Source organism: Gallaecimonas zhanjiangensis (assembly GCF_057624825.1).
Window position 1 is genome coordinate 1,841,769 of sequence record NZ_CM172603.1, and the last position, 23,453, is coordinate 1,865,221.

29 protein-coding genes are annotated in these 23,453 nt (G+C 54.9%); 22 read left to right on the plus strand and 7 right to left on the minus strand.

Annotated elements, in window-relative coordinates; genetic code table 11:
* Positions 1–23 precede the first annotated feature (23 nt).
* Positions 24–467 carry a ferric iron uptake transcriptional regulator gene (fur, locus tag AC22G1_RS08690; RefSeq protein ID WP_050660405.1) on the minus strand — a complete coding sequence of 148 codons (444 nt, stop codon included), beginning with the start codon at positions 465–467 and terminating at the stop codon, positions 24–26.
* Between the two features lie 181 nt (positions 468–648).
* Between fur and AC22G1_RS08695 the strand changes: the two genes are divergently transcribed.
* Complete coding sequence (locus tag AC22G1_RS08695) at positions 649–1,077, plus strand: DUF4442 domain-containing protein (RefSeq protein ID WP_487316407.1); 429 nt, start codon at positions 649–651, stop codon at positions 1,075–1,077.
* Positions 1,078–1,103: 26 nt separating this feature from the next.
* Here AC22G1_RS08695 and fldA read toward each other — a convergent pair whose 3' ends face one another.
* From fldA to AC22G1_RS08715, 4 genes are read right to left on the minus strand one after another with little or no spacing between them, the layout of a single operon-like run.
* A complete protein-coding gene (gene fldA, locus AC22G1_RS08700; protein ID WP_050660407.1) occupies positions 1,104–1,631 on the minus strand; it encodes a flavodoxin FldA in 528 nt (175 codons plus the stop codon).
* Positions 1,632–1,636: 5 nt separating this feature from the next.
* Positions 1,637–1,936, minus strand: coding sequence for a LexA regulated protein (gene ybfE, locus AC22G1_RS08705; RefSeq protein ID WP_050660408.1), 300 nt, complete (start codon positions 1,934–1,936; stop codon positions 1,637–1,639).
* The gene (locus AC22G1_RS08710; protein WP_487316408.1) at positions 1,936–2,145 is read right to left on the minus strand and encodes a DUF2788 domain-containing protein; all 210 of its coding nucleotides are present in this window, start codon (positions 2,143–2,145) and stop codon (positions 1,936–1,938) included. Before AC22G1_RS08710 ends, ybfE begins: the two co-directional genes overlap by 1 nt.
* Positions 2,146–2,197: 52 nt before the next feature.
* On the minus strand, positions 2,198–2,953 hold the full coding sequence (locus AC22G1_RS08715; protein ID WP_487316409.1) for an alpha/beta fold hydrolase: 756 nt from the start codon (positions 2,951–2,953) through the stop codon (positions 2,198–2,200).
* 109 nt (positions 2,954–3,062) lie between these two features.
* Here AC22G1_RS08715 and AC22G1_RS08720 point away from each other — a divergent pair, with 109 nt between their 5' ends.
* The 11 genes from AC22G1_RS08720 (at position 3,063) to AC22G1_RS08770 (ending at position 15,437) form a co-directional block, all read left to right on the plus strand.
* Positions 3,063–3,581, plus strand: a complete 519-nt coding sequence (locus AC22G1_RS08720) for a replication initiation negative regulator SeqA (protein ID WP_487316410.1) — start codon at positions 3,063–3,065, stop codon at positions 3,579–3,581.
* Between the two features lie 10 nt (positions 3,582–3,591).
* On the plus strand, positions 3,592–5,220 hold the full coding sequence (gene pgm, locus AC22G1_RS08725) for a phosphoglucomutase (alpha-D-glucose-1,6-bisphosphate-dependent) (RefSeq protein WP_487316411.1): 1,629 nt from the start codon (positions 3,592–3,594) through the stop codon (positions 5,218–5,220).
* 80 nt (positions 5,221–5,300) lie between these two features.
* Positions 5,301–6,320 carry a succinylglutamate desuccinylase gene (gene astE, locus AC22G1_RS08730; protein ID WP_487316412.1) on the plus strand — a complete coding sequence of 340 codons (1,020 nt, stop codon included), beginning with the start codon at positions 5,301–5,303 and terminating at the stop codon, positions 6,318–6,320.
* A 154-nt stretch (positions 6,321–6,474) separates the two neighbouring features.
* The gene (gene pdhA / locus AC22G1_RS08735) at positions 6,475–7,578 is read left to right on the plus strand and encodes a pyruvate dehydrogenase (acetyl-transferring) E1 component subunit alpha (RefSeq protein WP_050660413.1); all 1,104 of its coding nucleotides are present in this window, start codon (positions 6,475–6,477) and stop codon (positions 7,576–7,578) included.
* Positions 7,571–8,554, plus strand: coding sequence for an alpha-ketoacid dehydrogenase subunit beta (locus AC22G1_RS08740; RefSeq protein WP_050660414.1), 984 nt, complete (start codon positions 7,571–7,573; stop codon positions 8,552–8,554). Before pdhA ends, AC22G1_RS08740 begins: the two co-directional genes overlap by 8 nt.
* Positions 8,551–9,657 (plus strand): dihydrolipoamide acetyltransferase family protein, encoded by a 1,107-nt coding sequence (locus tag AC22G1_RS08745; RefSeq protein ID WP_487316413.1) that lies wholly within the window; start codon positions 8,551–8,553, stop codon positions 9,655–9,657. The genes AC22G1_RS08740 and AC22G1_RS08745 overlap by 4 nt, the downstream gene beginning before the upstream one ends.
* Before the next feature lie 125 nt (positions 9,658–9,782).
* Positions 9,783–10,223 carry a hypothetical protein gene (locus tag AC22G1_RS08750; RefSeq protein ID WP_487316414.1) on the plus strand — a complete coding sequence of 147 codons (441 nt, stop codon included), beginning with the start codon at positions 9,783–9,785 and terminating at the stop codon, positions 10,221–10,223.
* A gap of 97 nt (positions 10,224–10,320) precedes the next feature.
* On the plus strand, positions 10,321–12,036 hold the full coding sequence (locus AC22G1_RS08755) for a M14 family metallopeptidase (RefSeq protein WP_487316415.1): 1,716 nt from the start codon (positions 10,321–10,323) through the stop codon (positions 12,034–12,036).
* 1,050 nt (positions 12,037–13,086) lie between these two features.
* Positions 13,087–13,866, plus strand: coding sequence for a DUF5677 domain-containing protein (locus AC22G1_RS08760; RefSeq protein WP_487316416.1), 780 nt, complete (start codon positions 13,087–13,089; stop codon positions 13,864–13,866).
* 45 nt (positions 13,867–13,911) lie between these two features.
* A complete protein-coding gene (locus AC22G1_RS08765; RefSeq protein WP_487316417.1) occupies positions 13,912–14,559 on the plus strand; it encodes a RipA family octameric membrane protein in 648 nt (215 codons plus the stop codon).
* Between the two features lie 623 nt (positions 14,560–15,182).
* The gene (locus AC22G1_RS08770) at positions 15,183–15,437 is read left to right on the plus strand and encodes a hypothetical protein (RefSeq protein ID WP_487316418.1); all 255 of its coding nucleotides are present in this window, start codon (positions 15,183–15,185) and stop codon (positions 15,435–15,437) included.
* Between the two features lie 162 nt (positions 15,438–15,599).
* Here the strand turns inward: AC22G1_RS08770 and AC22G1_RS08775 are convergent, their stop codons facing one another.
* On the minus strand, positions 15,600–16,553 hold the full coding sequence (locus tag AC22G1_RS08775; RefSeq protein WP_487316419.1) for a transposase: 954 nt from the start codon (positions 16,551–16,553) through the stop codon (positions 15,600–15,602).
* Positions 16,554–16,784: 231 nt separating this feature from the next.
* Between AC22G1_RS08775 and AC22G1_RS08780 the strand changes: the two genes are divergently transcribed.
* The 9 genes from AC22G1_RS08780 to AC22G1_RS08820 all read left to right on the plus strand — a co-directional run bounded on the left by AC22G1_RS08780 (position 16,785) and on the right by AC22G1_RS08820 (position 22,374).
* Positions 16,785–17,339, plus strand: coding sequence for a hypothetical protein (locus tag AC22G1_RS08780; RefSeq protein WP_487316420.1), 555 nt, complete (start codon positions 16,785–16,787; stop codon positions 17,337–17,339).
* Between the two features lie 227 nt (positions 17,340–17,566).
* On the plus strand, positions 17,567–17,791 hold the full coding sequence (locus AC22G1_RS08785; RefSeq protein WP_487316421.1) for a hypothetical protein: 225 nt from the start codon (positions 17,567–17,569) through the stop codon (positions 17,789–17,791).
* 265 nt (positions 17,792–18,056) lie between these two features.
* Positions 18,057–18,479 carry a VOC family protein gene (locus AC22G1_RS08790; RefSeq protein WP_050660422.1) on the plus strand — a complete coding sequence of 141 codons (423 nt, stop codon included), beginning with the start codon at positions 18,057–18,059 and terminating at the stop codon, positions 18,477–18,479.
* A gap of 22 nt (positions 18,480–18,501) precedes the next feature.
* The gene (locus AC22G1_RS08795; protein ID WP_487316422.1) at positions 18,502–18,825 is read left to right on the plus strand and encodes a zinc ribbon domain-containing protein; all 324 of its coding nucleotides are present in this window, start codon (positions 18,502–18,504) and stop codon (positions 18,823–18,825) included.
* Positions 18,826–18,856: 31 nt separating this feature from the next.
* The gene (locus AC22G1_RS08800) at positions 18,857–19,462 is read left to right on the plus strand and encodes a class I SAM-dependent DNA methyltransferase (protein WP_123420630.1); all 606 of its coding nucleotides are present in this window, start codon (positions 18,857–18,859) and stop codon (positions 19,460–19,462) included.
* Positions 19,463–19,665: 203 nt separating this feature from the next.
* Positions 19,666–20,190, plus strand: a complete 525-nt coding sequence (locus AC22G1_RS08805) for a DUF2059 domain-containing protein (RefSeq protein ID WP_487316423.1) — start codon at positions 19,666–19,668, stop codon at positions 20,188–20,190.
* A 25-nt stretch (positions 20,191–20,215) separates the two neighbouring features.
* Entirely contained in the window at positions 20,216–20,578 is a 363-nt protein-coding gene (locus AC22G1_RS08810) for a DUF1304 domain-containing protein (protein WP_487316424.1), read from the plus strand.
* Positions 20,579–20,694: 116 nt separating this feature from the next.
* A complete protein-coding gene (locus AC22G1_RS08815) occupies positions 20,695–21,918 on the plus strand; it encodes a GGDEF domain-containing protein (protein ID WP_487316425.1) in 1,224 nt (407 codons plus the stop codon).
* A 42-nt stretch (positions 21,919–21,960) separates the two neighbouring features.
* Positions 21,961–22,374 carry an SRPBCC family protein gene (locus AC22G1_RS08820; protein WP_487316426.1) on the plus strand — a complete coding sequence of 138 codons (414 nt, stop codon included), beginning with the start codon at positions 21,961–21,963 and terminating at the stop codon, positions 22,372–22,374.
* 32 nt (positions 22,375–22,406) lie between these two features.
* Here AC22G1_RS08820 and AC22G1_RS08825 read toward each other — a convergent pair whose 3' ends face one another.
* Positions 22,407–22,841: a hypothetical protein gene (locus AC22G1_RS08825; protein WP_487316427.1), complete on the minus strand. Its 435-nt coding sequence runs from the start codon at positions 22,839–22,841 to the stop codon at positions 22,407–22,409.
* 48 nt (positions 22,842–22,889) lie between these two features.
* Between AC22G1_RS08825 and AC22G1_RS08830 the strand changes: the two genes are divergently transcribed.
* Entirely contained in the window at positions 22,890–23,450 is a 561-nt protein-coding gene (locus AC22G1_RS08830) for a GNAT family N-acetyltransferase (RefSeq protein ID WP_487316428.1), read from the plus strand.
* Positions 23,451–23,453: the final 3 nt, after the last annotated feature.

Genomic DNA, 23,453 nt, shown 5'->3' on the forward strand with positions numbered 1-23,453 from the left:
AGGCCAGGAGAACCTGGCCTTGTTTATTCTTCGCCGCGGCGGCGTTTGTCACAGGCGACAGTGTCTTCACACTCGCCGTACAGGTACAAACTGTGGTGCATCAGTTTGACCTTGTTGTCTTTGGCAACGGCCTTTTGGCGCTGCTCGATGACATCGTCCATGAATTCCACTACCAGGCCGCACTTGAGGCACACCAGGTGGTCGTGGTGGTGCTTCTGGGACAGTTCGAACACGGACTTGCCGCCTTCGAAATGATGGCGGGTCACGATGCCGGCATCATCAAACTGGTTCAGCACGCGGTAGACGGTGGCAAGGCCAATCTCTTCACCCAGCTCGATGAGCTTTTTGTAGAGATCCTCGGCACTGATGTGCTGGAAGTCGGGCTGCTGCAACAATTCAAGGATCTTGACTCGGGGCAGGGTGACCTTAAGGCCAGCGTCTCTGAGCGCTTGATTCTCGTCCGCCATGGATGGTCCTGTTTTTAGTGTCGGGGCGGGCAAGCCCGCGTTAGTTATCAGGAGAAAGGTACCCAAGTGGGCTTCGCTTTTCCAGAGGCATGATAGCAGTATTGTTTCGATTTTATCGATTAGGTGAACAATGAAATCGTGGTTGTTTAAAAAAGGAACGCGAATTCGGCCCCTGCTCAATTTGTGGCCGCCATTTTTATTTACGGGGATTCGTGTTGCCGAGCTGTCGGCCGATTTTCGCTATTGCCGGGTGGAGCTGAAAAACCGCCCCTGGACCAAAAATGCCAACGGCACCCAGTTTGGCGGCAGCCTGTTTGCGATGACCGACCCTATCTATTCGCTGATGCTGATGGGGCTCTTGGGCAAGCGCTTTCACGTGTGGGACAGAAGCGCCAAGGTGCACTTTGAAAAGCCGGGCTCAGGCAAGGTGGTGGCCGAATTTCATGTCACCGAGGGCCTGTTGCGGGAGATTGAACAGGCCACCGCCGCCGGCGAGAAGTACCTGCCCGAGGTGGTAACCGACATCAAGGACAACCAGGGCGATTTGGTGGCCCGTGTTGAGCGCACGCTTTATGTTCGCCTCAAGCGCCGCTACCGGCCCGAGCCATAAAAAAGCCCCTCGGTGAGGGGCTTTTTTCAATCTTCCAGTTCTGCCAGGCACATCTCGTCAAAGACCTGCTTGACCCATTTTTCCACCCGCTCGGCGGTGAGTTCGGGCTGGCGGTCTTCGTCGATACCAAGGCCAACGAAATGGTTGTCGTCTACCAGCGCCTTGGAGGCCACGTAGTTGTAACCTTCGGTCGGCCAATGGCCGATGATGATGCCACCCTTGGCTTCAACGATATCGCGCAGGGTGCCCATGGCGTCCAGGAAGTACTCGGCATAGTCTTCCTGATCGCCGCAACCGAAGATGGCCACCAGCTTGTCGGTGAAGTCGATTTCTTCCAGGGTGGGGAAGAAGTCGTCCCAGTCGCACTGGGATTCACCGTAGTACCAGGTGGGGATACCCAGCAGCAGCAGGCTGAAGTTCTCAATGTCTTCCTTGCTGGACTTGGCGATGTCGTGGACCTCGACCATGTGGGTGCCCAGCTGCTTCTGGATCATCTTGGCTACGGCTTCGGTGTTGCCGGTATCGCTGCCGAAAAACAGACCTACAGATGCCATTCGACTCAATTCCTCTCGCTGTTGGTGGTGTCGAGCTGCTCGACACCGGCTTTCAATATGCTTTCGATCAGTTCGCTTCGACTCATGCTCTGCGCTTTGGCCAAATCATTTAGGGTATCGAAGAGGTCCGAATCTACCTTGAGTTCGACTCTTTTGAGGCCCTTTTGTTTGTCTCTTTTTATCTGATTGCGTTTGTTGACCTTCAGTTGTACCTGGCGCGGGAGGGGATTGGTTTTCGGACGCCCCCGGCGTTTTTCCTCGGCAAACAGGTCAATGGTGATTCTGTCGGTACTCTCTTTGGCCATTAACCAATACCTGAACTTTCCCAGATGAGTGTTTTAAAGGCAAAGCCCACGGCGCCCAAAAGCACCAGCCAGACTATCAATCGCCAGGCGGCCGGTACCTGGCTCTTTTTCAGCACGTCGTTGATGGCCAGGCCAAGGGCAATGACGATAAACAGAAAAAACAGGTTGAGGCCCAAAGACCCCAGGGTGTCGTGGTGCTTGTCCAGCATCGGCGGCCGTTGCCCTTACAAGAAACGCGCGGATTATACCCAAGGGGAGCACTCAGCTCAAAAAGTCCCTGACCAGCTTGTTAAACACCGCCGGTTTCTCGGCATGGAGCCAGTGGCCGGTGCCGCTTATCACCTTAAGCTGGGCCTTGGGAAAGCGCGCCGCCACCGCCTGGCTGTGGGCTTCGGTGAGATAGGGCGACTCGCCGCCTTTTATAAAGAGCGTCGGGCCGGTAAAGGGCGTGCCCTCCGGGGCTTTAAGGAGCTCCTCGTACTTGCCGGCCAGTACCGGCACGTTCAGGCGCCAGCTAAAGCCGGTGTCGGTTTTCACCAGGTTTTTGAGGATAAAAAGCCGGGTGCCCTGGTCGAGGATATAAGCGCCAACCGCATCTTCTACCTCTTTGCGGCTTGCCATCTGGCTGATGTCCACCTGGGTGAGGGCGTTAAAGACATTGTCATGGTGGCGGTGGGTGTAGGTCACCGGGGCAATGTCTGCCAGCACCAGCTTGTCGACCTTCTGGCCGTAGTTAAGGGCAAACTCCATGGCCACCTTGCCGCCCAGGGAGTGGCCCACCAGGTGGGCTTTGTCGATGCCGAGGCTGGTCATCAGCTCGTTGATGTCGCCAGCCATGGCGCCAAGGCTGGTGTCGCCGGAGTGAAAAGACTTGCCGTGGTTGCGCAAATCCACACTGGTAACGGTAAAGGCGTCTTCCAGGCTGCGGGCGAGGTTACCCAGGTTGTCGAGTGAGCCGAACAGGCCGTGAATTAAAATCACATCCGGGCCCTGGCCCCGTTGCTGGTAATTGAGCATGACTGCCTCCGTGTTGGGGGGCCTATTTTGCAAAGGACGAGGCAGGCATGCAAATCACCTCGGCCTATGTATAATCGCCAGAGAGTTGAACAAGACCTTGAGATAAGGCATGAAAACCATCGAAGTCGATGACGACCTGTACCATTACATTGCGTCTAACACCCAGAATATTGGCGAGAACGCTTCCGAGATTTTGCGCCGCCTGTTGGGTTTTGCCCCCATCGAGGCCGCTCAAGTAAGCGAAGAAGTCCCGGCCGCCGAGCCAGCTCCTGCTGCGCCCGCTGCCACAACGCCTGCCGCTGCTGCCCCCAAGGCCCCGCTGGCGCCCATCGATGCCAACAGCGCCGTGGGCCGTTTTATCGGCTCGCTCACCGAGCTTTACCAGCGCCATGGCGACGCCTTCAAGGTGGTGCTTAACATCCGTGGCCGCGATCGCCTCTACTTTGCCACCAGCAGCGATGCGCTCAACCAGGCCGGTAAGTCCACCAATCCCAAGGCCATTACCGGCAGCCCTTATTGGGTGGTGACCAACAACAACACCGAGAAAAAGCGCGCTATCGTCGCCCAAGTCATGGCGGAGTTAGGTTACGACGAGGAAGCTGTTAGCCACTTTGTCGAGAAGATCTAGGGAGAGAGGAATGCCGTTACACCCCAATGCCGGCAAGAAGCCGGCAGCCGATAGCCTGATTGACCCAAGTGAACTGGTTACCGCCTTTTTCACCTTAAAGCCCGACGTTACCGTGCCTGCCCAGCGGGTCAGCTTTGGCACCTCGGGCCATCGCGGCTCAAGCCTTGGCAAGGCCTTTAACGAGGCGCACCTGCTGGCCGTGGCCCAAGCCGTGGCCGACCACCGCAAAGAGCAGGGCATTACCGGCCCGCTGTATCTGGGTTTTGACTCCCACGCCTTGTCTTACCCGGCTTTTGCCACCGTGCTTAGGGTACTGGTGGCCAATGCGGTCAACGTGCGTTTTGAAGACCGGCAGATGACCCCGACCCCGGCGGTCTCCCACGCTATTTTGGCCCACGAGGGCAATGCTGACGGCCTTATCCTGACCCCTTCCCATAATCCGCCGGAAGACGGTGGCATCAAGTACAACCCGCCCGATGGCGGCCCGGCCGACACCAACGTCACCAAGGTGATCCAGTCTCGCGCCAACAACTACCTAGAAGCCAAGCTCGACGGCGTGCAGACGCTGAGCTTCGAGCGGGCCATTGCCAGCCCCCACGCCCAGCGTTTCGACTTTATGGCCGATTACGTGCAGCGCCTGGACCAAGTGGTCGACATTGAAGCCATCCGTAAGGCGGGCTTGCGCCTTGGCGTGCACCCCATGGGCGGCGCCGCCATCGATTATTGGCGCGCCATTCGTGAGCATTGGGGCCTGGATATCACCCTGGTTGAAGAGCAGGTCGACAGCCGCTTTGGCTTTATCCCTTGCGATCACGACGGCAAAATCCGTATGGACTGCTCCAGCCCCTACGCCATGGCCGGGCTGATTGCCGTCAAAGATCAGTTTGATCTCGCGCTGGGTAACGACACCGACGGCGACCGCCACGGTATTGTCACCCCCGATGCAGGCCTCCTTAACTGCAACCGTTATCTGGCGGTGGTGGTGGATTACCTGATTAACCACCGCCCAGAGCTGCCGAAAACCCTGGGCGTGGGCACCACAGTGGTGACCAGTGCCCAGGTGGGCCGGGTCACCCGCGCGGCTGGCCGCCATTTCATGGAAACCCCGGTGGGGGTGAAATGGTTTGTCGATGGCCTTTATAACGGCAAGCTTATCTTCGGCGGTGAAGAGTCCGCCGGCGGCACCTTTGTCACCAAAGACGGCAAACCCTGGAGCACCGACAAAGACGGCATCATCATGTGCCTGCTGGCGGCGGAAATTCAGGCGGTAACCGGCAAGAGCCCCAACCAGTACTACAAAGAGCTGGTGGAAGCGCACTTTGGCCCCACTTGGTACCAGCGCATCGATGCCCCGGTAACAGAAGAGCTCAAGGCCGGTTTTGCCCGCCTGAGCGCCGATGTGGCCAGCGGCACCCTGGCCGGTGACGACATCACCGACGCCTTTATCCGCGCTCCGGGCAACGATGCCGCCATTGGTGGTATCAAGGTGGTCACCGCTAACGGCTGGTTCGCCGCGCGCCCCTCCGGCACCGAGCCCATCTACAAGGTCTATGCCGAGAGCTTTAAGAGCCAGGCGCACCTTGAAAGCATCATTAGCGACGCACAAGCGCTATTAGCCAATTGGCTGGCTGATGCGTGATAAAAAGGGCTTCGCCCTTAATCAAAAAAGCGCCCCGGGGCGCTTTTTTCTTATTCTCCAAGTGCTTTTTTGGAGTCAGCATGTTTAAAGACAACGACTTTCTGGCCTTTACCCTGGCCAACCCCCATGGCGCTGCCCCTGCCGCCTTCACCACCGATACCGGCATTGAGGTCGCGCTGTGGGACACCGGCATCCTTTGCCTCACCCCGGCCAACCCCGGCAATAAAGACATCGTGCTGTCGTGTGGGGTGCATGGCAATGAAACCGCCCCTATCGAGATTGTGCGTGACCTTGCCAAAGCGGTGCTGGACGGCAGCCTGCCACTTGCCCACCGCCTGCTGCTGCTGATTGGCAACCCGCCGGCCATCAATGCCGGCAAGCGCGAAATCGAGGAAAACCTCAACCGGCTCTTTAGCGGCGCCCACAGTAAGGGTGATGGCCAGAACGCCGAGCGGGAAAGGGCCAAGGCCCTGGAAACGGCCGTGGCCCGTTTTTATAACGAGCGCCCCGATGCAGGCCGCCAGGGAGCCCTGCGCCTCCATTACGATCTGCACACCGCCATTCGCGGCTCACAGCACGAGAAGTTTGTGGTTTATCCCTTCTTGCACGGCAAACCGCGCAGCAAAGAGCAGGTGATGTTCCTGGCCGAGTGCGGGGTGGACACGGTGCTGCTGTCGGACGACCCCACCACCACCTTTAGCTATTTCTCCACCAACGAATTTGCCGCTCACGGCTTTACCGTGGAGCTTGGCAAGGTGCGCCCCTTTGGCCAGAACGACATGAGCCGTTTTAAAGCCACTGCCGACACCCTGGCCAAGTTGGTCAGCCAGCGCGAGCTGGTCCTGCCAGCCTATGACGAAAGTCGGCTTAACCTGTACCGGATCAGCCGGGTGATCAACAAGCAAAGCGACAGCTTTGCCTTTACCTTTGGCGAAGACGTGGAGAATTTCACCACCTATCCCAAGGGCCACCTGCTGGCAACCGACGGTGCAATTGAACACAGGGTCGAGCTGGACGCCGAGGCGGTGATCTTCCCCAATGCCAGGGTGGCAGTGGGGCAGAGGGCCTGCCTGCTGGTGGCCAGGACGCAACTGGACTGAACTGTAAAGCCCCGTCTACACGGGGCTTTTTTATGGAATGGGATTTTTGCGGCCAGGCGTGTTGAAACGACGTTTACGTAAAGGTAAAGTCTGCGCATAAATCCGATTGGGGGAGATCCGGATACCCCGGATCAAAAAAACAGAAGGTTTTTGTATGACCTTTACATCAAAGTCGGCCGTTACCCAGGTCCAATACCTGGATGACGAAGGCAATGTGGTTCAGCCTCTGCCCGCTTGGGCTGATGACTTGGATCTGCTCATCAACTTCTACAAAAACATGGTGCTGGTGCGCACCTACGATAAAAAAGCCATCGCCCTGCAGCGTACCGGGCAGATGGGCACCTATCCGTCCCACCTGGGGGCGGAGGCCGTCGGCATCGGCGTAGGCTCTGCCATGGCCGTTGACGATGTCTACGTACCTTATTACCGCGACATGCCCACCATGATGATGCGGGGCGCCTCCATGGCCCATAACCTGCTCTATTGGGGCGGCAGCGAGCGGGGCAGCTATTTCAACCGCCCGGATGGCGCGCTTTCTGAAGATTTTCCTATCTGCGTACCCATAGCGACCCAGTGCACTCATGCCGCCGGCATTGCCGCAGCCTTTAAGCTGCGCGGTGAGCGGCGGGTGGCGGTGACCTCCATCGGTGATGGCGGTACCTCCAAAGGCGATTTCCTCGAAGCCATCAACTGCGCCGGTGCCTGGCAATTGCCTTGCGTCTTTGTCATCAACAACAACCAGTGGGCCATCTCGGTGCCCCGCGCCATCCAGTGCGGCGCCCCCACCTTGGCCCAAAAAGCCGTGGGCGCCGGTATCCCTGGGGTGCAGGTGGACGGCAACGACATCATTGCCGTGTTCGACGTGATGAAAAAAGCCCTGGAGCGGGCCCGCAGCGGCAAGGGCGCCACCTTGATTGAAGCGGTCTCTTACCGCCTCTCTGACCACACCACCGCCGACGATGCCACCCGCTATCGCCCGGCTGAAGAGGTGAACGATGCCTGGAAGCGCGAGCCGGTCAAACGGCTGCGCCAATACCTGCATCACCAGGGGGTGTGGAACGAAGACAAAGAGCTTGCCTGGCAAAGCGAATGCAACCAGCAGGTGCAGGCCGCGGTGGAGCAATACCTGGCCACTGCCAAGGAGCCGCCGGAAGCCATGTTCGATTATCACTTTGAATCGTTAAGCGAGCCGCTGGCGTCCCAGCGCGAACAGCTGATTGAAAAGGCCATGCGTATGGCAGGAGGAGAGCATGGCTAAGGTTACCCTGCTCGAAGCAGTCAATATGGCCCTGCACCATGAAATGGCGGCCGACGAAAACGTGGTTTGCCTGGGCGAAGACATCGGCACCAACGGCGGGGTGTTTCGCGCCACCGTGGGCCTGAAAGACAAGTTCGGTTTTCGGCGGGTGATGGACACCCCCCTTGCCGAGGGCTTGATTGGCGGCCTCACCATCGGTATGGCCTCCCAGGGCCTGCGCCCGGTGGCCGAGTTTCAGTTCCAGGGCTTTATCTTCCCGGCCATGGAGCAAATCATCTGCCAGGCCGCCCGCATGCGTTCACGCACCCGGGGCCGCATTACCCTGCCGCTGGTGTATCGCGCCCCCTTTGGCGGCTTTATCCATGCCCCGGAGCATCATAGCGAGAGCGTCGAGGCCCTGTTTGCCCATATCCCGGGCCTTAGGGTGGTGATCCCCTCCAGCCCGGCCCGGGCCTATGGGCTGCTGCTTGCCGCCATTCGCAGCAATGACCCGGTGATGTTCTTTGAACCCAAGCGCATCTACCGCACCAACCGCCATGAAGTGGCAGACGACGGCCAGGCATTGCCCCTGGACGTGGCCTTTATCCTGCGTGAAGGCAGCGACATCACCCTGGTGAGCTGGGGCGCGTCGGTGAACGAGACCTTGCTGGCGGCCGACCGCCTTGCCGACGAAGGCATCAACGCCGAGGTGATTGATTTAGCCACCATCAAGCCGCTGGATATCGACACCATCGTCAACTCGGTGCGCAAAACCGGGCGGCTTTGCATCGTCCATGAAGCGGCCAAGAGCTTTGGGGTGGGGGCGGAAATAGCCACCCAGGTGCAGGAGCAATGCTTCTACGAACTTAAGGCGCCTATCGGCCGGGTGGCGGGTTACGACGTAACCATGCCGTATTACCAGAATGAACAGTACTACCAAATTCACACCGATGACGTGGTCTTGGAAGTGAAAAAAATCATGGAGCGCAGTGCATGAAATACTTCAAATTGCCGGATCTGGGCGAAGGGCTGCCCGAGGCGGAGATCGTCGAATGGCATGTAAAGGTCGGCGACGAAGTGGAAGTCGATCAGGTGCTGGCCTCCATGGAAACCGCCAAAGCGGTGGTGGACGTGCCATCCCCCATCAAAGGCACCCTGGCCAAACTGTTTGGCGAAGTGGGCGACATCATCCACACCGGCTCGCCGCTGGTGGGCTTTGAAGGCGAAGAAGAAGACGCCGGCACCGTGGTAGGCAAAGTCTCTCACAGCGCCGCCGTGGGTGGCGACGACCACTTCTTTGCCGGCAACACCCAAACCCGAGTGGGCCATTCCAAGGTACAAGCGCTGCCTTCCACCCGCTTGCTGGCCAAGCAATTAGGGGTGGATATCGAGCTGCTGGGCAGCGGCGAGCTTATTACTGATGCCGAAGTGCAGCAGGCCTTTGAGGCCGACACCAGCACCGGGCGCAACGAGATAATCAAAGGGGCCCGCCGCGCCATGAGCGATGCCATGCGCCACGCCTTTGAAACCGTGGTGCCGGTTACCCTGATGGACGACGCCGACATCTCCGCCTGGGGTAAAGACCAAGACCCCACGGTGCGCCTTATCATGGCCATGAGCGAAGCCTGCCAGGCCGAGCCTGCCCTTAACGCCCATTTCCATGCCAAAAGCTACAGCCGCCGCCTCTTTAGCGAGATAAACATCGGTATCGCGGTAGACAGCCCCCATGGCCTGTACGTGCCGGTGCTCAAAAACGTGGCCGAGCGCAGCCCTGCGGATATTCGCAGCGGCCTTGACCGCATGATTGGCGACGTTAAAGCCCGCCGGGTACCCCAGGACGAGCTCAAAGGCGCCACCATTACCCTGTCCAACTTCGGTGCCATTGCCGGGCGCTACGCCAACCCCATCATCACGCCGCCCCAGGTGGCCATTGTTGGGGCCGGGCGCAGCTACGAAATTTTGGTACTGAAAAACGGCGAGCCCCAGGCCCGCAAAATGCTGCCACTGTCGCTGACCATGGATCACCAGGCCTGCACCGGTGGCGAAGCCGCCCGTTTCCTTAAAGCCATGAAAGTGGCTTTGGAAAAGCCCGCGCTATAAAAACACTCGTGCGTGTTTGGCCGGCCCTGAGCCGGCCTTTTTTATGGATCTTAGGGCCAGGTTGGTTTTCATGGTTGAGTGAGTATGCTATCCACTTAGGCTTACTTAACAATGGGTTAGCAGGGATGAAAAAAGCCTGTCTGGTGGTACTGCTGGCGTTGTGCGCTTTCCAGGTGCGCAGCCAAGCGATTGTTGAGGTCAAACTTCTGCGGCTGGATGCTGCGCAGTTACTTGTACTGGTGCTCAACAACAGTCCTGAAACCACGGAGCTCAATCGGAACTTTTGTCGAGGGGCGGTCGGTGGGCTGTCTTTTGATATCACCAGCGCAGAGGGGCACCGTTATCCCTTTCAAGTACTGCTCAATGAAGGGTGCGACCTCGATAGTCATGTTCAGTTGGCCCCTATGGGGGTGGTTGGGAAAGTGTTTTCTATCGCTGAACTGCTGGCCTTTCACGGCCATCCTACAGGTAAGCTCAACCTTACTGCGCAGTTATGTCAGCGGGGGAAAGCCGGCAACAAGGTAAATTGCTTGACCAGCAACCGCATTGAGATCTCGGCACAGTGATTTACAGACTATTGGCGGTATTGGGGTGGCTAACCAACGTGACCGCCTTGCAGTACCGTTGAAAACTGGGTAGAAGCGATAAGAAAGGAGAAAAATCATGCTACTGCCCTTGCTGCTTAGCGCCTTGGTGACGGCGCCCTTGCCACCAGACTTGCCCTTTGACGGCAAAAGCCTGGCCCTTATCAATAAGGCCGACCCCACCCCGGTCGAAGAAGCCGATTTCAAAACCACCCCCAATTACGCTCAAACCGTCAGTTATCTAAAAAATCTGGCTGCCAATAACCCTGAGCTGTCTTTAAAGACCTTCGGCAAAACCGGGCAGGGCAGGGAGCTTTGGGTGGTAACGCTGGGAAAACCGGGCAATGGCAAACCCACGCTATTGGTGCAAGCCGGCATTCACGCCGGCGAGATTGACGGCAAAGACGCCGGGCTGATGTTCCTTCGCGACTGGGCCGACGGCCAGCACCGCGAGCTGCTGGACAAGGTCAACCTGGTGTTTGTGCCTATTTTTAATGCCGACGGCCACGAGCGGGCCAGCCCCTACAACAGGCCCAATCAGCGCGGCCCCCAAAACATGGGCTGGCGCACTAACGCTCGTAACCTCAACCTCAACCGCGATTACACCAAGCTCGACACCCCCGAGATGCAGGCCATGGTGGCCTTGATTGCCAAGGTCAAACCCAGCCTCTATATCGACGTGCATGTCACCGACGGCGAAGACTGGCAATACGACAGCCTGGTGGCCATCAACACCACCTATTCGCCTCACATCAGCCAGTGGCTGACCGGCTATTACCGCCCGGCGCTCTATAAAACCTTGGAACAATACGGCCACCAGCCCGGCAACTTTCTCTTTTTGCAAGACGGTAAACACCCGCAAAAAGGCGCCATTCTCTGGCAGGCCGAGCCCCGTTATTCCAACGGTTATGGCCCCCTTCGCGGCTTGCCCACGGTGCTGGTGGAAAACCACAGCCTGAAAAACTACCAGCGGCGGGTGCTGAGCACCTATGTGCTGATTGAACGCTCTTTGTCGCTACTGGCTGAAAACGGCGACGCCCTGGCGGCGGCCATCCGCGAAGACACCGCCGCCCGGCCCGCCACCGTGCCGCTCGCCTTTGGCCGGGGCGACAAACCGGTGCCCACCGACATTCCCGGGGTGAAATACCGCTATTTCCAAAGCCCCGCCTCCGGCGCAGAGGAAGTGCGCTGGCTCGGCGAGCCCATGACCTGGAAAAAAGTGCCCATCTGGCCCATGGACAAACCGGTGGTCAGCGCCAGCCGCCCGGCTGCTTACCTTATCCCGGCTCAGTGGCAGGATGTGATCAAGCGCCTTGAGCAGCAGGGCATCGAGATGACCCGCCTTAGCAAGGCCACCGAGGTCAGCGCCCGCCAATACCACATCGACAGCTTCGATTTTGCCAAAGCGCCTTACGAGGGGCACTTTCGGGTTACCACCCAGGGCCATTGGCAAGATGCCACTCTCACCCTCCCGAAAGGCTCGGTGCGCATCAGTACCGACCAGCCCTTAGGCAACCTCGCCATGGTGCTGCTCGAACCCCAGGCGCCAGACAGCTTCCTGCAATGGGGCTTTTTCAACACCGTCTTTAGCCGCACCGAGTACATGGAGCCCTACGTGATAGCGCCCATGGCCGAGAAAATGCTCACCGACCCGGCCATCAAAGCCGCCTTTGATAAAGCCCTTACCGACCCGGCTTTTGCCAAAGACCCCGATGCCCGCCTTCGCTGGTTCTACGAGCGCAGCCCTTACTTTGACAAGGCCTACCTTCGCTACCCTGTCCTTCGCGTCGAGTAACCGAAGCCCCTGAAAAGGGGCTTTTTTATAACGAAACAACGGGTTATGTTGTTTATATTGGTGTCAGTTTGGGGCCTGGTCTTTGCGGGGCTCGGCAAGTGGGTTTTAAGCGGGGGACCGCCAGGGAATGCCCTTTTTGTGACTGGACTGAATTGATAACAAGGACGCTATCAGCATGTGGGAGCTGTAACCTAAGGGCGGTAGCGTCAATTTAGTTTGTGTCGAACGCCAACCTATTGCGCTGATAATTAAGTGTTTTTTGATTCTGGTTATCTGTGGTTGTTCCTTTAATGCCGGGATTATTCGGACCGTCCATGGTCCTCACCCAATGGGCCATCGTCGGTATGACGATGTTCAAGTTTGTTCCGGACAAACTAGTCGCCCCGGCAAGCGTAGGTCGCCGGGCTGAAACGCATGTGTGGATGTACAGTGTATCTGTTAGCCCAGCTGATCCAGGCCGTTTGTGACGATAAAGAGCGCTCGTTTTTCCCGGTATAACCAGTTTTAAGGCATTGAAGTAGAAGACGTTATTTCTCATCCGATGTGATGATAACGAGCGCATGTCTCGCATAAAAACGAGAACGCTCGGTTTCATCGAGTCAAAGAAACTGTATGAGTAGATAATCAATAGGGATATCAGTTGGTTGCCGTAATAATGGCTAGCTGATCAGATGAGTGAAAGAGAGCGCGCTCGCTAATAAAACTGTTTTGTGCCGCCGGAACAATGAGTTAGCTGTGATACACTGTATGTTATTACAGTTATTTTTAATATGGCGAATCCGTCTAGCGAAGTTTGCACTTTTCGGGCACGCTTGAAGCGCTTGCGCCGCTGGTGAAGCGAGCTTGCACGCAGTCACCGCCAGCCAGCTTCAAGTGAGGAACAAACTTCCAAGCCCCGGCGGGTGGCGCTAGGTACTGGACACAAGGATGTCAAAAATGCCTCAACTTTCCCTTTGCCTTCCGTGTTATTTACCAGCCACAAAACAAGCCACTACAACGGACACGGTAAACCGTGCCGTTGAGTTATGTCGTTATATTTAAGGATCGAGTATGGATATTTTTCTCAATTCATTAAACGATATTGCTAAAGAGACGGAAGTAATAGGACAAGAGATCTACTCAAAATTAAAGGGAGATATGAGAAATGATTTGCAATATATGTGTAAATCTTTCTCAAAAAGGCAGTTGGAACAGCTAAGAAGTTTAGTGCTTTTGGAAGGGCATGATGACGCCATCTTGATAGCCAGAAGTATGTTCGAAGGAGCGCTGTATTTATCTTACTCTTTTAAGGATAGAGAAATGTGTCGAAGATGGCGGCTATTTTGCTGTGTCATTGATATTCAGCGCATTGAAGGCTCTGACGAAGCTGTGCCAGAAGAAGTTAAAAATCAATTGGAATCCTTAAAGCCAGAAGTGGATAGACTATTTAAAAAAGAAAATGGTGAGTACCAGAGAAATTGGTATGGCGATAAATCAATAAAGAAAATTGCACGCTTGGTCGACGAGCAGTACCTATATTTATATGAGACTTACTATAGCCCTATGTCAGAATATCATCATTGGGCAACGGCAGCCTTTGGGAAGCGGTATAGGTTAGAAGATAATGAAATAGTAGAGACAAATACTGATCAAGTGAAGTTAGAGAGAGCTAATGCTCTATGCATGGCTTTATCTTCAATTTTTTCAACATTAAAACTTAGCTCAAACATCTTAGGAGGAGATAGCGGTTGCTTAGAGAGGGTTGATATTCTAGCTAGCAAGCTAAGAAACCTAGAAGGGGTTAGCACTCACGAAATAAATATAACAAGTCAAAGCACGCGGACAGCGTAAACGCCGCCGGTGTTTGAGGCGTTAGATTGAATAGGGGGAACTGGAGTGACGGAAGAAGAATATAAAAGAGAGTTTGGAATTGACCCGTACGATAAAGCAAAGCTTGAGGCAGCGCTTGAGCACGCGCTTGATATTAGAAAGTTCGAAATAGAGATGTACTGGAAGAGAGCCACCTATTTTTGGGCATTAATTGCTGTAACCTTCGCGGGTTACTTTGGTGTTATCGGATCCGATAAGATTCCGGACAAAGACTTTATGGCATTTGCCATTTCTTGCATTGGGCTTTTGTTTACGTTTGCGTGGTTCCAAGTAAACAGAGGCAGTAAGTATTGGCAAGAAAACTGGGAAAACCACGTTGATATGCTGGAGGATAAAGTCACAGGACCACTTTATAAGACGGTTCTGAGTCGCCCAAAGAGCAATGACATTTTTGAGTCCAGCATTACCGGCCCGGCCACAATAAGCGCGTCAAAAACAAATCAGATGGTCAGCCTGTTTGTAATATTCATATGGGCACTCCTGGCGTATAAGACATTCCCTCCTTTTGAATACTGTCTGCCCTTAGATGGCGAGAGAATAGTGATGGGCGCTATAACCGCAGCCTTCGCTTGGGTAATTTCGAGGAAAGGAAAAACTCATACAGGTTGCTACGAGCATATGGCATATAAAAGAAGCACTAAAGTCATAGAATGAATCTAACAAGGCCAAGCAGATCGGACAGCTTTCCGCGCCGCGTTTTTGCAATCGCTTCGCGATTATATTGCAAAAACACTCTGCTACAATCTGCCGCTGTTGGCGGCGTTATGTGTAAAAGGATAAGTTGTGCCAAGGAAAGAGAAATCGATCGAAGCTCAGCTAAAACAACACGAAAAGTTCTTAAGGCAATGCCAAGTTCGAGTTAAGTCAGGTTCAAAGCTATTGGTGTTCAGCATTGTCATGGCTTTATTGTTAACTTGGTACAAACTTGAGCTTTGGAAAATTGGTTTTGGTTTCGTTCTACTATTTATGCTTTCGTTATGTCTTGAATTATGGGGTTCCAAAAAGCATCGAAAAGCAATAGAACAATTAAAGAAAAATAGTCATGCCTAAACGTAGTCCCATAACCAAAGAAAAGAGGCTGGAGGCATTAACTAATTTCGTCACTAACTTCGAAGTTTTGGCCCTAAGTATATTAATACTTGGCGCTATTATTTATGACATCATCGAATAATCAATCACATAACAAGTTGCGCCAGCATCGCCCACAAAGGGCCGTGGGCTGGACTCGTTTCACTCGCCGCTGCGCAAAGCGTTAAGTGTATTTATATGGAATAGTGATGGATTCATATTTAGATATATTGCCAGCGGGATCAACTGCTGTCGCAGTCAAAACCAAAGGGCATAACTTTCATATTGATTTCAATGGAGTATCTTCAACAGGTTGTTGGGTTGTGTCTAGAGATAGAATCGATGATTACGTCATCGTATTCCATGAAACAGACAGTGGTAATGATGTTTATATCGGTGAGTTCATTGGAAAGAAAAAAATAAAAAAAATAAAGAAAAATAAAGGACATCCATCTTCTGAGTAACTAAAGTCCAGTTTTTGCATTGCATCGACAGTGCGGTATTAATCAGCCTTGAGGGTGTTTGCTTCGCGCTGATACCGCGTTTTGTCGTTAAAAACGCAAATTAGAGGCGAGCGAGATTTTCAGCGGGTGCTGAGGGCATGTGAGTGTGGCGCTGTAAGGGGATTAAGCGGCTTTTATCGGCGGGCCAACGACGTGTCGTCGATGATGGGCTTTGGCGTAAGCACTTTGGGCCTGTTTGTGGCCAATCACAGAGCCACGGGAAAGTTGATGTTGGCCAAGGGCGATAAGGAAGCTGTCGGCATCGAGGCCTAAGCGTTCCAGAATGGCGGGTGTCTCTTGGCTGATGAAACCGCGCTTGTCTTCTCGTTGCGCCCGGCCAGTCCAATCCACCAGCGCCAGGTAATCAGCCAGTGCAAAGGGAATGCCTTTGGGGCTGTCTTTAAACTGGGTAACAAAGGGCAATAACGCTGGCTTGCTGGTGTCAGTATTAAGCCGTGCTGAGAGTGACACATCAGCAGAGGCTTCCGGGGTATCCACTATCTTGGCGCGAAGCGGGTTGAGGTCCACATAGGCCATACAGGCCAATAACCCTGCTTCATCCAAAATGGCTTGCGACTTAAACCGGGCCTCCCAAAACCGGCCTTTACACTTGTCTTCTTCATTAGCCTTGCGGGCAATATGTTCGTTCAAGCAACGCATAAACCAGGACAGGTCACAGAGCCGCTGCCGCAACTTCTCGATATGTGAGCGCGCCACAATCCGCTCAGCCTCACAGGTTAACTTACCGGCCCGGTAGCGGCTGATGAGCAGCGGCAAAGCAAACAGCACCTCCCAACGGGCCATTACCGCGTCATCGTCTAATGCCGCTGCGGCTTTAGCATCCACATGCACCACCAAGTGGTAATGATTGGACATCACCGCATAGGCGCAAAGCTCGATGGTAAAGACAGACTGCAACACCTTTAGCCGTTCCATCACCCAGGTCTTGCGGTGACTAAAATCCTGGCCGGTGAGCGTGTCTTTGCCACAGAGAAAGGCGCGGCGAACACAGCGACCAATGCAGTGGTAGTAGGGCGTGTCGTTCACCGACACCAGTTCAGCACGAGGACGGGTCATGGCCGGAGCCTTTATCAAGAGAGGGGTCTTCAAAGGCTAGTTTTCGATAAGCAACTTCGCCATGATTGGATGGGTGTCCTTTTTCTTTTACTTTTTCTTATTCTGACAAGCAAGTCTTGGGTGGCCTCTAACAGGGCAGTCAAATCGGACAAAAACTTGCTATTATTTTTCTTGCAAACGGCGCAATAAAAGTGAAATCAATTTTTCCGCTGCTGGCGGCGTTAGGTGATCATGAAAAATTCCATCTTAGTCTTCCTTTTACTCTCTATGATTGCCACTGGATTTTTTCAATTTCATTTGTCCTCTATGACTTTTGGGACATTCACATGGGGGGCTGTTGGATATTCTTCGCAAGTAATTTCCCTTGTTCTCATAGGGCTATTGACATTAAAAATAAAAGCGGAAGTGAAATTTAAGCTTATCTATTTAGTTACGTTTTTTGCGCTAATGGTTTTAATTCAGTTTTGGTATCTAAAAGTTAGTGTGCTGTTAGCTGCTCTATTACTAATCACATCTATCTTTTATCTGACGTCTTTACTGTGGTTAAGAAAGGCTCAGTATGTTGTCGCATCTATATATCTGTCATTAGTTTCATTTTACGTATTGTCAGTTGTGATTTTCCCCATAATAATTTATTTTGAAATCGCTCCGATTATATGGGATGACAAAGACTTATTAGTTTCACGGTTTCTTTCTCTTGGTGAAAACTTTGAGTTTTTTCTCTATGGTGCGGGCCCTTCAATCATGGCTGTTACCTTAGGGTATTTTGTTGAAAATCGCACCTAACAAGTGACTGTGGCGTTCTGTCAATTAATCAAGCCTCTTTTTCGGTCCATTTCTCGCTGTTTTTAACCATGATGTTCAGGATGACAATGAGTTTGAGAACCAGAAAAATGGCAGGGCCTTAACTTACTGGGCTTTGCATTAATGATGGTGCGTGAGAGGCTTAGTCGCGAACATCAGGGCGCTTAGTCATTTTGGCAACGCCAGAGATAAACCAACAAGGAAGTGTTATGAAACGGAAAATGGGATTTTGGGCCGGGCTTTTGCTGGCTGCTTTGGGTACGGCTATTGGCGTAGTTGGCGCTTGGTATGGGTTTTCTGCTACGCCTTATAATGGCGCCGAGCTTGGCCGGTTTTGTGGTTTTATGGGGCTGCTGGTGGGGTGCTACTGGGCCGGTATTGGCACCTATGCGGGTTATTGGTTAAAGCGTGGAGCGTCTCGGTTTTCGGCTTAAGCCGCTGCCAAGTGCATGCGCTTTGATTCGGCGCTGAGCCCCTATTAAAGCCGGGCTTATCAAAGGTTGGGTGTGGTATCTAACGCCGATACCATACTGACAAGGTGAATCTGATTTGCCATAAATGACTGCTTTTAACCATCTCAACCTATTGAGAGTACGTGGTTTATCGGGTGTCTAGCCATTTTTTGCACTTACCGCTTTATTTCGCCCGCGGCTTTAGCGCAGTACAATCCCGGGCTTTGCCGAGGCTATGGGGTACCCGATGAAACAGGCCATTGCTTATATCTCGTTGGTGGTGAAGGACTACGATGAGGCCATCGATTTTTACGTCAACAAGCTCAATTTCGAGCTGCTGGATGACACCTACCAGCCCGAGCAGGATAAACGCTGGGTGGTGGTGGCGCCGCCAGGCTCCAATGGGGTAACGCTGCTGCTGGCCAAAGCGTCCAAACCCGAGCAGTTGGCGGTGGTGGGCAATCAAACGGCGGGGCGGGTGTTCCTGTTTTTAAATACCGACGACTTTTGGCGCGACTACCGGCGCATGTTGTCTCTTGGCATTCGTTTTGTGCGAGAGCCCAAAGAGCAGGACTACGGCACAGTGGCGGTGTTTGAAGATCTCTACGGCAACCTGTGGGATCTGTTGCAGTTAAACCCCGAGCATCCCATCGCCAAGCGGCTGGTATGAGCGAAGGACAAGGAAGCCGTACATGAAAACCCCAGAGCCAGATTACGCCAGCTACCAGCTTGAAGAGCTGTTTGAAGCCTACGCCAGTATCAACCGCGAGCGCTTTCCCGAGCGTTTTCAAACCATTAAAGACGCCATCGCAGCAAAGCAAAAGGGCAATTACCGCTGCTGCAAGTGCGATTGTGGCGCCTATGAAGCAAGCCGCCTCTATACCACCACCGATAGGCTGTTTAGCCGGGAGCCCGGCCGCTTTATTGCCGTTAGCTGCATTGAGTGTGGCTACACCGAGTTTTACCGAAGCCACAAGTCGGCCTTGAGCGAGCTGGTGGACTTTTTTATCAACTAACCACCTTACCGCGTATTGTCAGGAATCCTGTATGGACCCGTCGGATATCGGCAAAGCCTACGACCAAATCACCCACCTCTGGCAGCGCCCCGGCTTTGACCGCAGCAATGGCATCGCCCAGCACCAACGGGCCCTGGCTTTTGCAAGCAAAGCGGGCTTTGCCCTTGATATTGGCTGCGGCTGTACCGGGCGTTTTATCTCGCTGCTGGGCCAACACGGCTTTAGTGCCGAGGGGCTGGATGTTTCCAGCCAGATGCTGCGCCTTGCCAAAGCGCGCCACCCCGAGGTGCCTTTTTATCATGCCGATATCTGCACCTTTGCCTTTGAAAAGCGCTACGCCTTTATCAGCGCCTGGGACAGCATCTGGCACCTGCCTCTGGCGAGCCAAGAGCCGGTGCTGCGCAAAATCGTTGCCGGCCTTGAAAAAGGCGGTGTCTTTATCTTCTCTTTTGGCGGCACCGACGCGCCCGGGGAGATGCAAAACCGGCACATGGGCCCAGAGGTCTATTACTCCACCCTGGGAACCAACGGCTTTGTGAGCCTGATGCTGGCGCTTGGCTGCCAAATCAAGCACTTGGAGTTTGACCAATACCCCGAACCCCATGCCTACCTTGTTGTTCAAAAAGAGAGCGATTGACGAAAAAGTGCTTTGGCTTTTAACAGCGAGCGGGTGCCCGCCGGGCCTGGCGCCGGGGCGGTAAGAGGGGCTTTGAAAAGGCGCGAACGGGCCAGGCTGAAACTCGCCGTTACAAGGCAAGTGGCTGAAAAATCACTCTTTGATGGTAAGCTGGCCGGGCAGGAAGCTCAGTGGTAGCTCCCCTTACAAACAGGATGTAAAAGATGAAAAAGCTGTTGTGTGTATTGCTGGTGGCCTTGTCGGTAAACGCCTATGCCGATAACAACGACAAAACCCGCCACGATAAGGTGGTCGAACTCATCAAATTGATGAACATGGACTCGTTGATGGACTCCATGTACGCCCAGATGGACAACATGATGAAGGGCATGTCGGCCAAGCTCGATATCAAGCCCTCAGAGCAAGCGATTTTCGACAAATACCACAAGCGCATGCTGGACGCGGCCAAGGAAACCATGGGCTGGAAGGTGATGGAGCCCAACATCATCACTATTTACGAGCGCAACTTTACCGACCAGCAGCTCAACGACATGCTGGCTTTTTACCGCTCCGATACCGGTAAAGCGGTGATCGCCAAAATGCCGCAGATGATGCAAGAATCCATGGGCTTTATGCAGCAGGCTGCGCAAAACACCATGGGCAAGTTCCAGCAGATCGCCCAAGAAATGCAGGCCGAACTTAGCGCGCACCGCCAGGCCGAGGCGAGCGGGCAGGGCGGCCAGCACTGATCAATAACAACGAGCAGAAAATCCTATGAGCCTTATTGCCAATATCGTCGTGGCCCTGGTGGCCTTACTGCACCTGTACTTTCTGGTGCTTGAGATGTTCTTGTGGGACAAACCCAAAGGCATGAAGGCCTTTGGCCTGACCCCGGAAAAGGCGCAGGTCACCAAAGTGATGGCTGCCAACCAAGGGCTGTATAACGGCTTTTTGGCGGCGGGCCTGCTGTGGGGGCTGGTGGCAGAGCCCGCCTTTGGCCACTGCATCAAGCTCTTTTTCCTGCTGTGCGTGCTGGTGGCTGGCATCTTCGGGGCGGCCACCGCCAGTAAGAAAATTCTCTACATCCAGGCCCTGCCGGCAGCGCTGGCCCTGGTGTTGGTGCTGGCGAGCGCCTAAGCCTTGGCGGGCCGTTTTACAGCGGCCCGCCGGCTATCCATCGCAACAGGTTCATTGTTGCCCCGCTTTGGTCGCCTTTAGGTGTTAGAAAGGCTCCAGCGGTATTGGAAAGGTAAATGCTTCAACGACAACGATTTACACCCCTGCTTCCCTCCGGTTTTATCCTCCTTCTGGCAGGGCTTGCCTGCGCCTTTAGCGCCAGGATCAGCGGCGACTGGGCCATGGCCATTTCCTGGCTGCCCTATGCCCTGGCGGCAGTGGGGCTGTGGCTGGCCATTCAGTTTTCCAAACGCCAATTGCTGCTGAGCGTGGTGCTCACCCTGGCTGGCTACTTGCTGGTGCAATCTTTTTTGCAGCGCCCCATCAGCGAGCCGCTGGTGCGTTATGTCTATACCTTGCTTATTTTGGCGTTGCCGTTGGCGCTGCTGCTTAACCAACTGGCCATGGAACGCGGCCTTAGCCACCCCAATGCCATGACCCTCTACAGCCTGGTGGTGCTGGGTTTTCTGGTGGCGGTGGTGAGCTACCTGATGCAGGGCCAGGCGCTGGTGGCCTCCCTTGATGCCTACTTTGCCCCGCGCGGCTACGACGGCATGGTGATCAGCACCAACGGCTTGGTGCTGTCGCTACTCTTGCTGCTGGCAAGCTTTATCACCTTCTTTTTTCAAAAGGGCACCATCGCCGCCGGGCTTTTTTGCGTGGTGCTGGCCAACCTGCTGCCGCTGTATTTTCTGGACGTGCCCTATATCTCCAGCATTTTTGCCATCGCCGCGCTGGTAATAGCGCTGCTGACCGGCATTAAAAACTCCCACGACCTTGCCTATCGCGACGCCCTGACCGGCCTTAACGGCCGGCGTAAGCTCTTTGAGCGCCTGGCGGGCATGTCGCGCCACTACAGCCTGGCGATGCTGGATATCGACCATTTCAAGAGCTTTAACGACACCTACGGCCACGACGTGGGGGACGACGTATTGGCCATGGTGGCCAGCAAAATTGCTCAGGTAAAAGGCGGCGGCGAGGTGTTTCGCTACGGCGGCGAGGAATTTACCCTGATATTTCCCGGCATGGGCGCGAGCGACGCCGAAGCACACCTTAACGATGTGCGCGAGCTTATCGCCACCACCCCCTTTGTGATCCGCGATAAAACCAAGCGTAAGCAGGGCACCGCCGAGCAGCGGGGCAAGGGCGGTAAAGGCACTAAGACGGTGCAGATCACCGTCAGTATCGGGGTCTCTGAAAAAGACAAAGGCCAGGAGCTGCCCGAGCAGATCATCAAGGCTGCCGACAAGGCCCTGTACAAGGCGAAAAAACAAGGGCGCAACTGCGTGGTGGCAGGTTAGGTGCCCTATAGTGGTAAAACACCGCAAGAAAGGAGGCAATCAATGCAGTTGCAGGTCCAAACCCTGGTAAAGAGCGATCTGGCATCGGTGTGGCAGTGCTGGATAACCCCGGAACACATTGTGCATTGGAATGCCGCCTCTGATGACTGGCATACCACCCGCAGCACCCAGGACGTGCGCCTTGGCGGCCGCTTTTTAAGCCGCATGGAGGCCAAAGACGGCTCGATGGGGTTTGATTTTGAAGGCACCTTCACCAAAGTGGTGGAGCACCAGTGCCTGGAATACGTGATGGACAACGGCCGCTGCGTCACCGTGCTGTTCGAGCCGGTGCCCGGCGGCATCCAGGTGACCGAAACCTTTGACGCCGAAGACGAGCACCCGCCCGAGATGCAGCAGCAAGGCTGGCAGGCCATCTTGGATAACTTTGCCCACTACGTGGAGCACCAACACCGCTAACGCGCTTCAAGGCCCCATCCGGGGCCTTGTTTTTAACCCTGGCTTACCGGCAATTGGGCGCTGTCAAAGCCAAGGTGATGCATCAGCTCCCTTACCAGCAGCAATGCGGCGCGGGTAGCACCATCAAAACGCGGGTGCTGGCGCTCTGCCGCCAGGGCCAGCTCGCCAAAGTGCAACTCTACCCAATCAAGGTTAATGCTGGCGCTGTGGGCAAGGGCGGCCAGGTACTCGGCGCCGGGGCCGGTCAGCACCAGCAGGCTTTGGGCCGGTAATGTGGCGGCCAGGGGCATCAGCTGCGTTTCTGCCGCTTCAATGGCAAGCTCCAACTGGTAGGGCGTTGCCAGGGGCGGCGCCAAGGTATCAAGGCCAAGGGAGAGCGGGTGGCGGCTTGGGTTATCCACCCCGGTCAGCAACCAGCACTGATCGGTGTCCATGAAAAATACGGTGACAGGGCTTGGAGATGTCATCAACGGCGTCCTAAATGCGGCCAGCGAGTGGGCAGCCATGGCCGGATAATGGCAGACTCTAGCCATCAGCCCAACTCGGACGCCTTCATGACCCTCATCACCTGCCAGCTGGCAGCTCACGGCCAGGCCATTCTCGATATTTTCAACGACGCCATCCTCCATTCCACGGCCCTTTATGACTACAAAGCCCGCACCATGGACGATATGCACCAGTGGTTTGCTGGCAAGGCTGCCGGCCATTACCCGGTGATTGGCGCCGTTGATGAGGCCGGCACTTTGATGGGCTTTGCCAGCTACGGCCCTTTTCGGCCGCGCCCGGCCAATAAATATGCCGTTGAGCACGCCATTTACGTGCACCCGGAGCACCGGGGCAAGGGCCTTGGCAAGGTGCTGCTAAAGGCCCTTATCGAGCAGGCTATAGCCCAGGATTACCATTTGCTGGTGGGTTGTATCGACACCGACAACCAGAGCAGCATCGCCTTGCATGAAAAGCTGGGCTTTGAGCACGCCGGTACCATCAACCACGCCGCCTTCAAGTTTGGGCGCTGGCTCGATTTAGCGTTTTATCAGCTGTTGTTGCCGACCCCGGCGAACCCGGTGGAGGGATGAAAA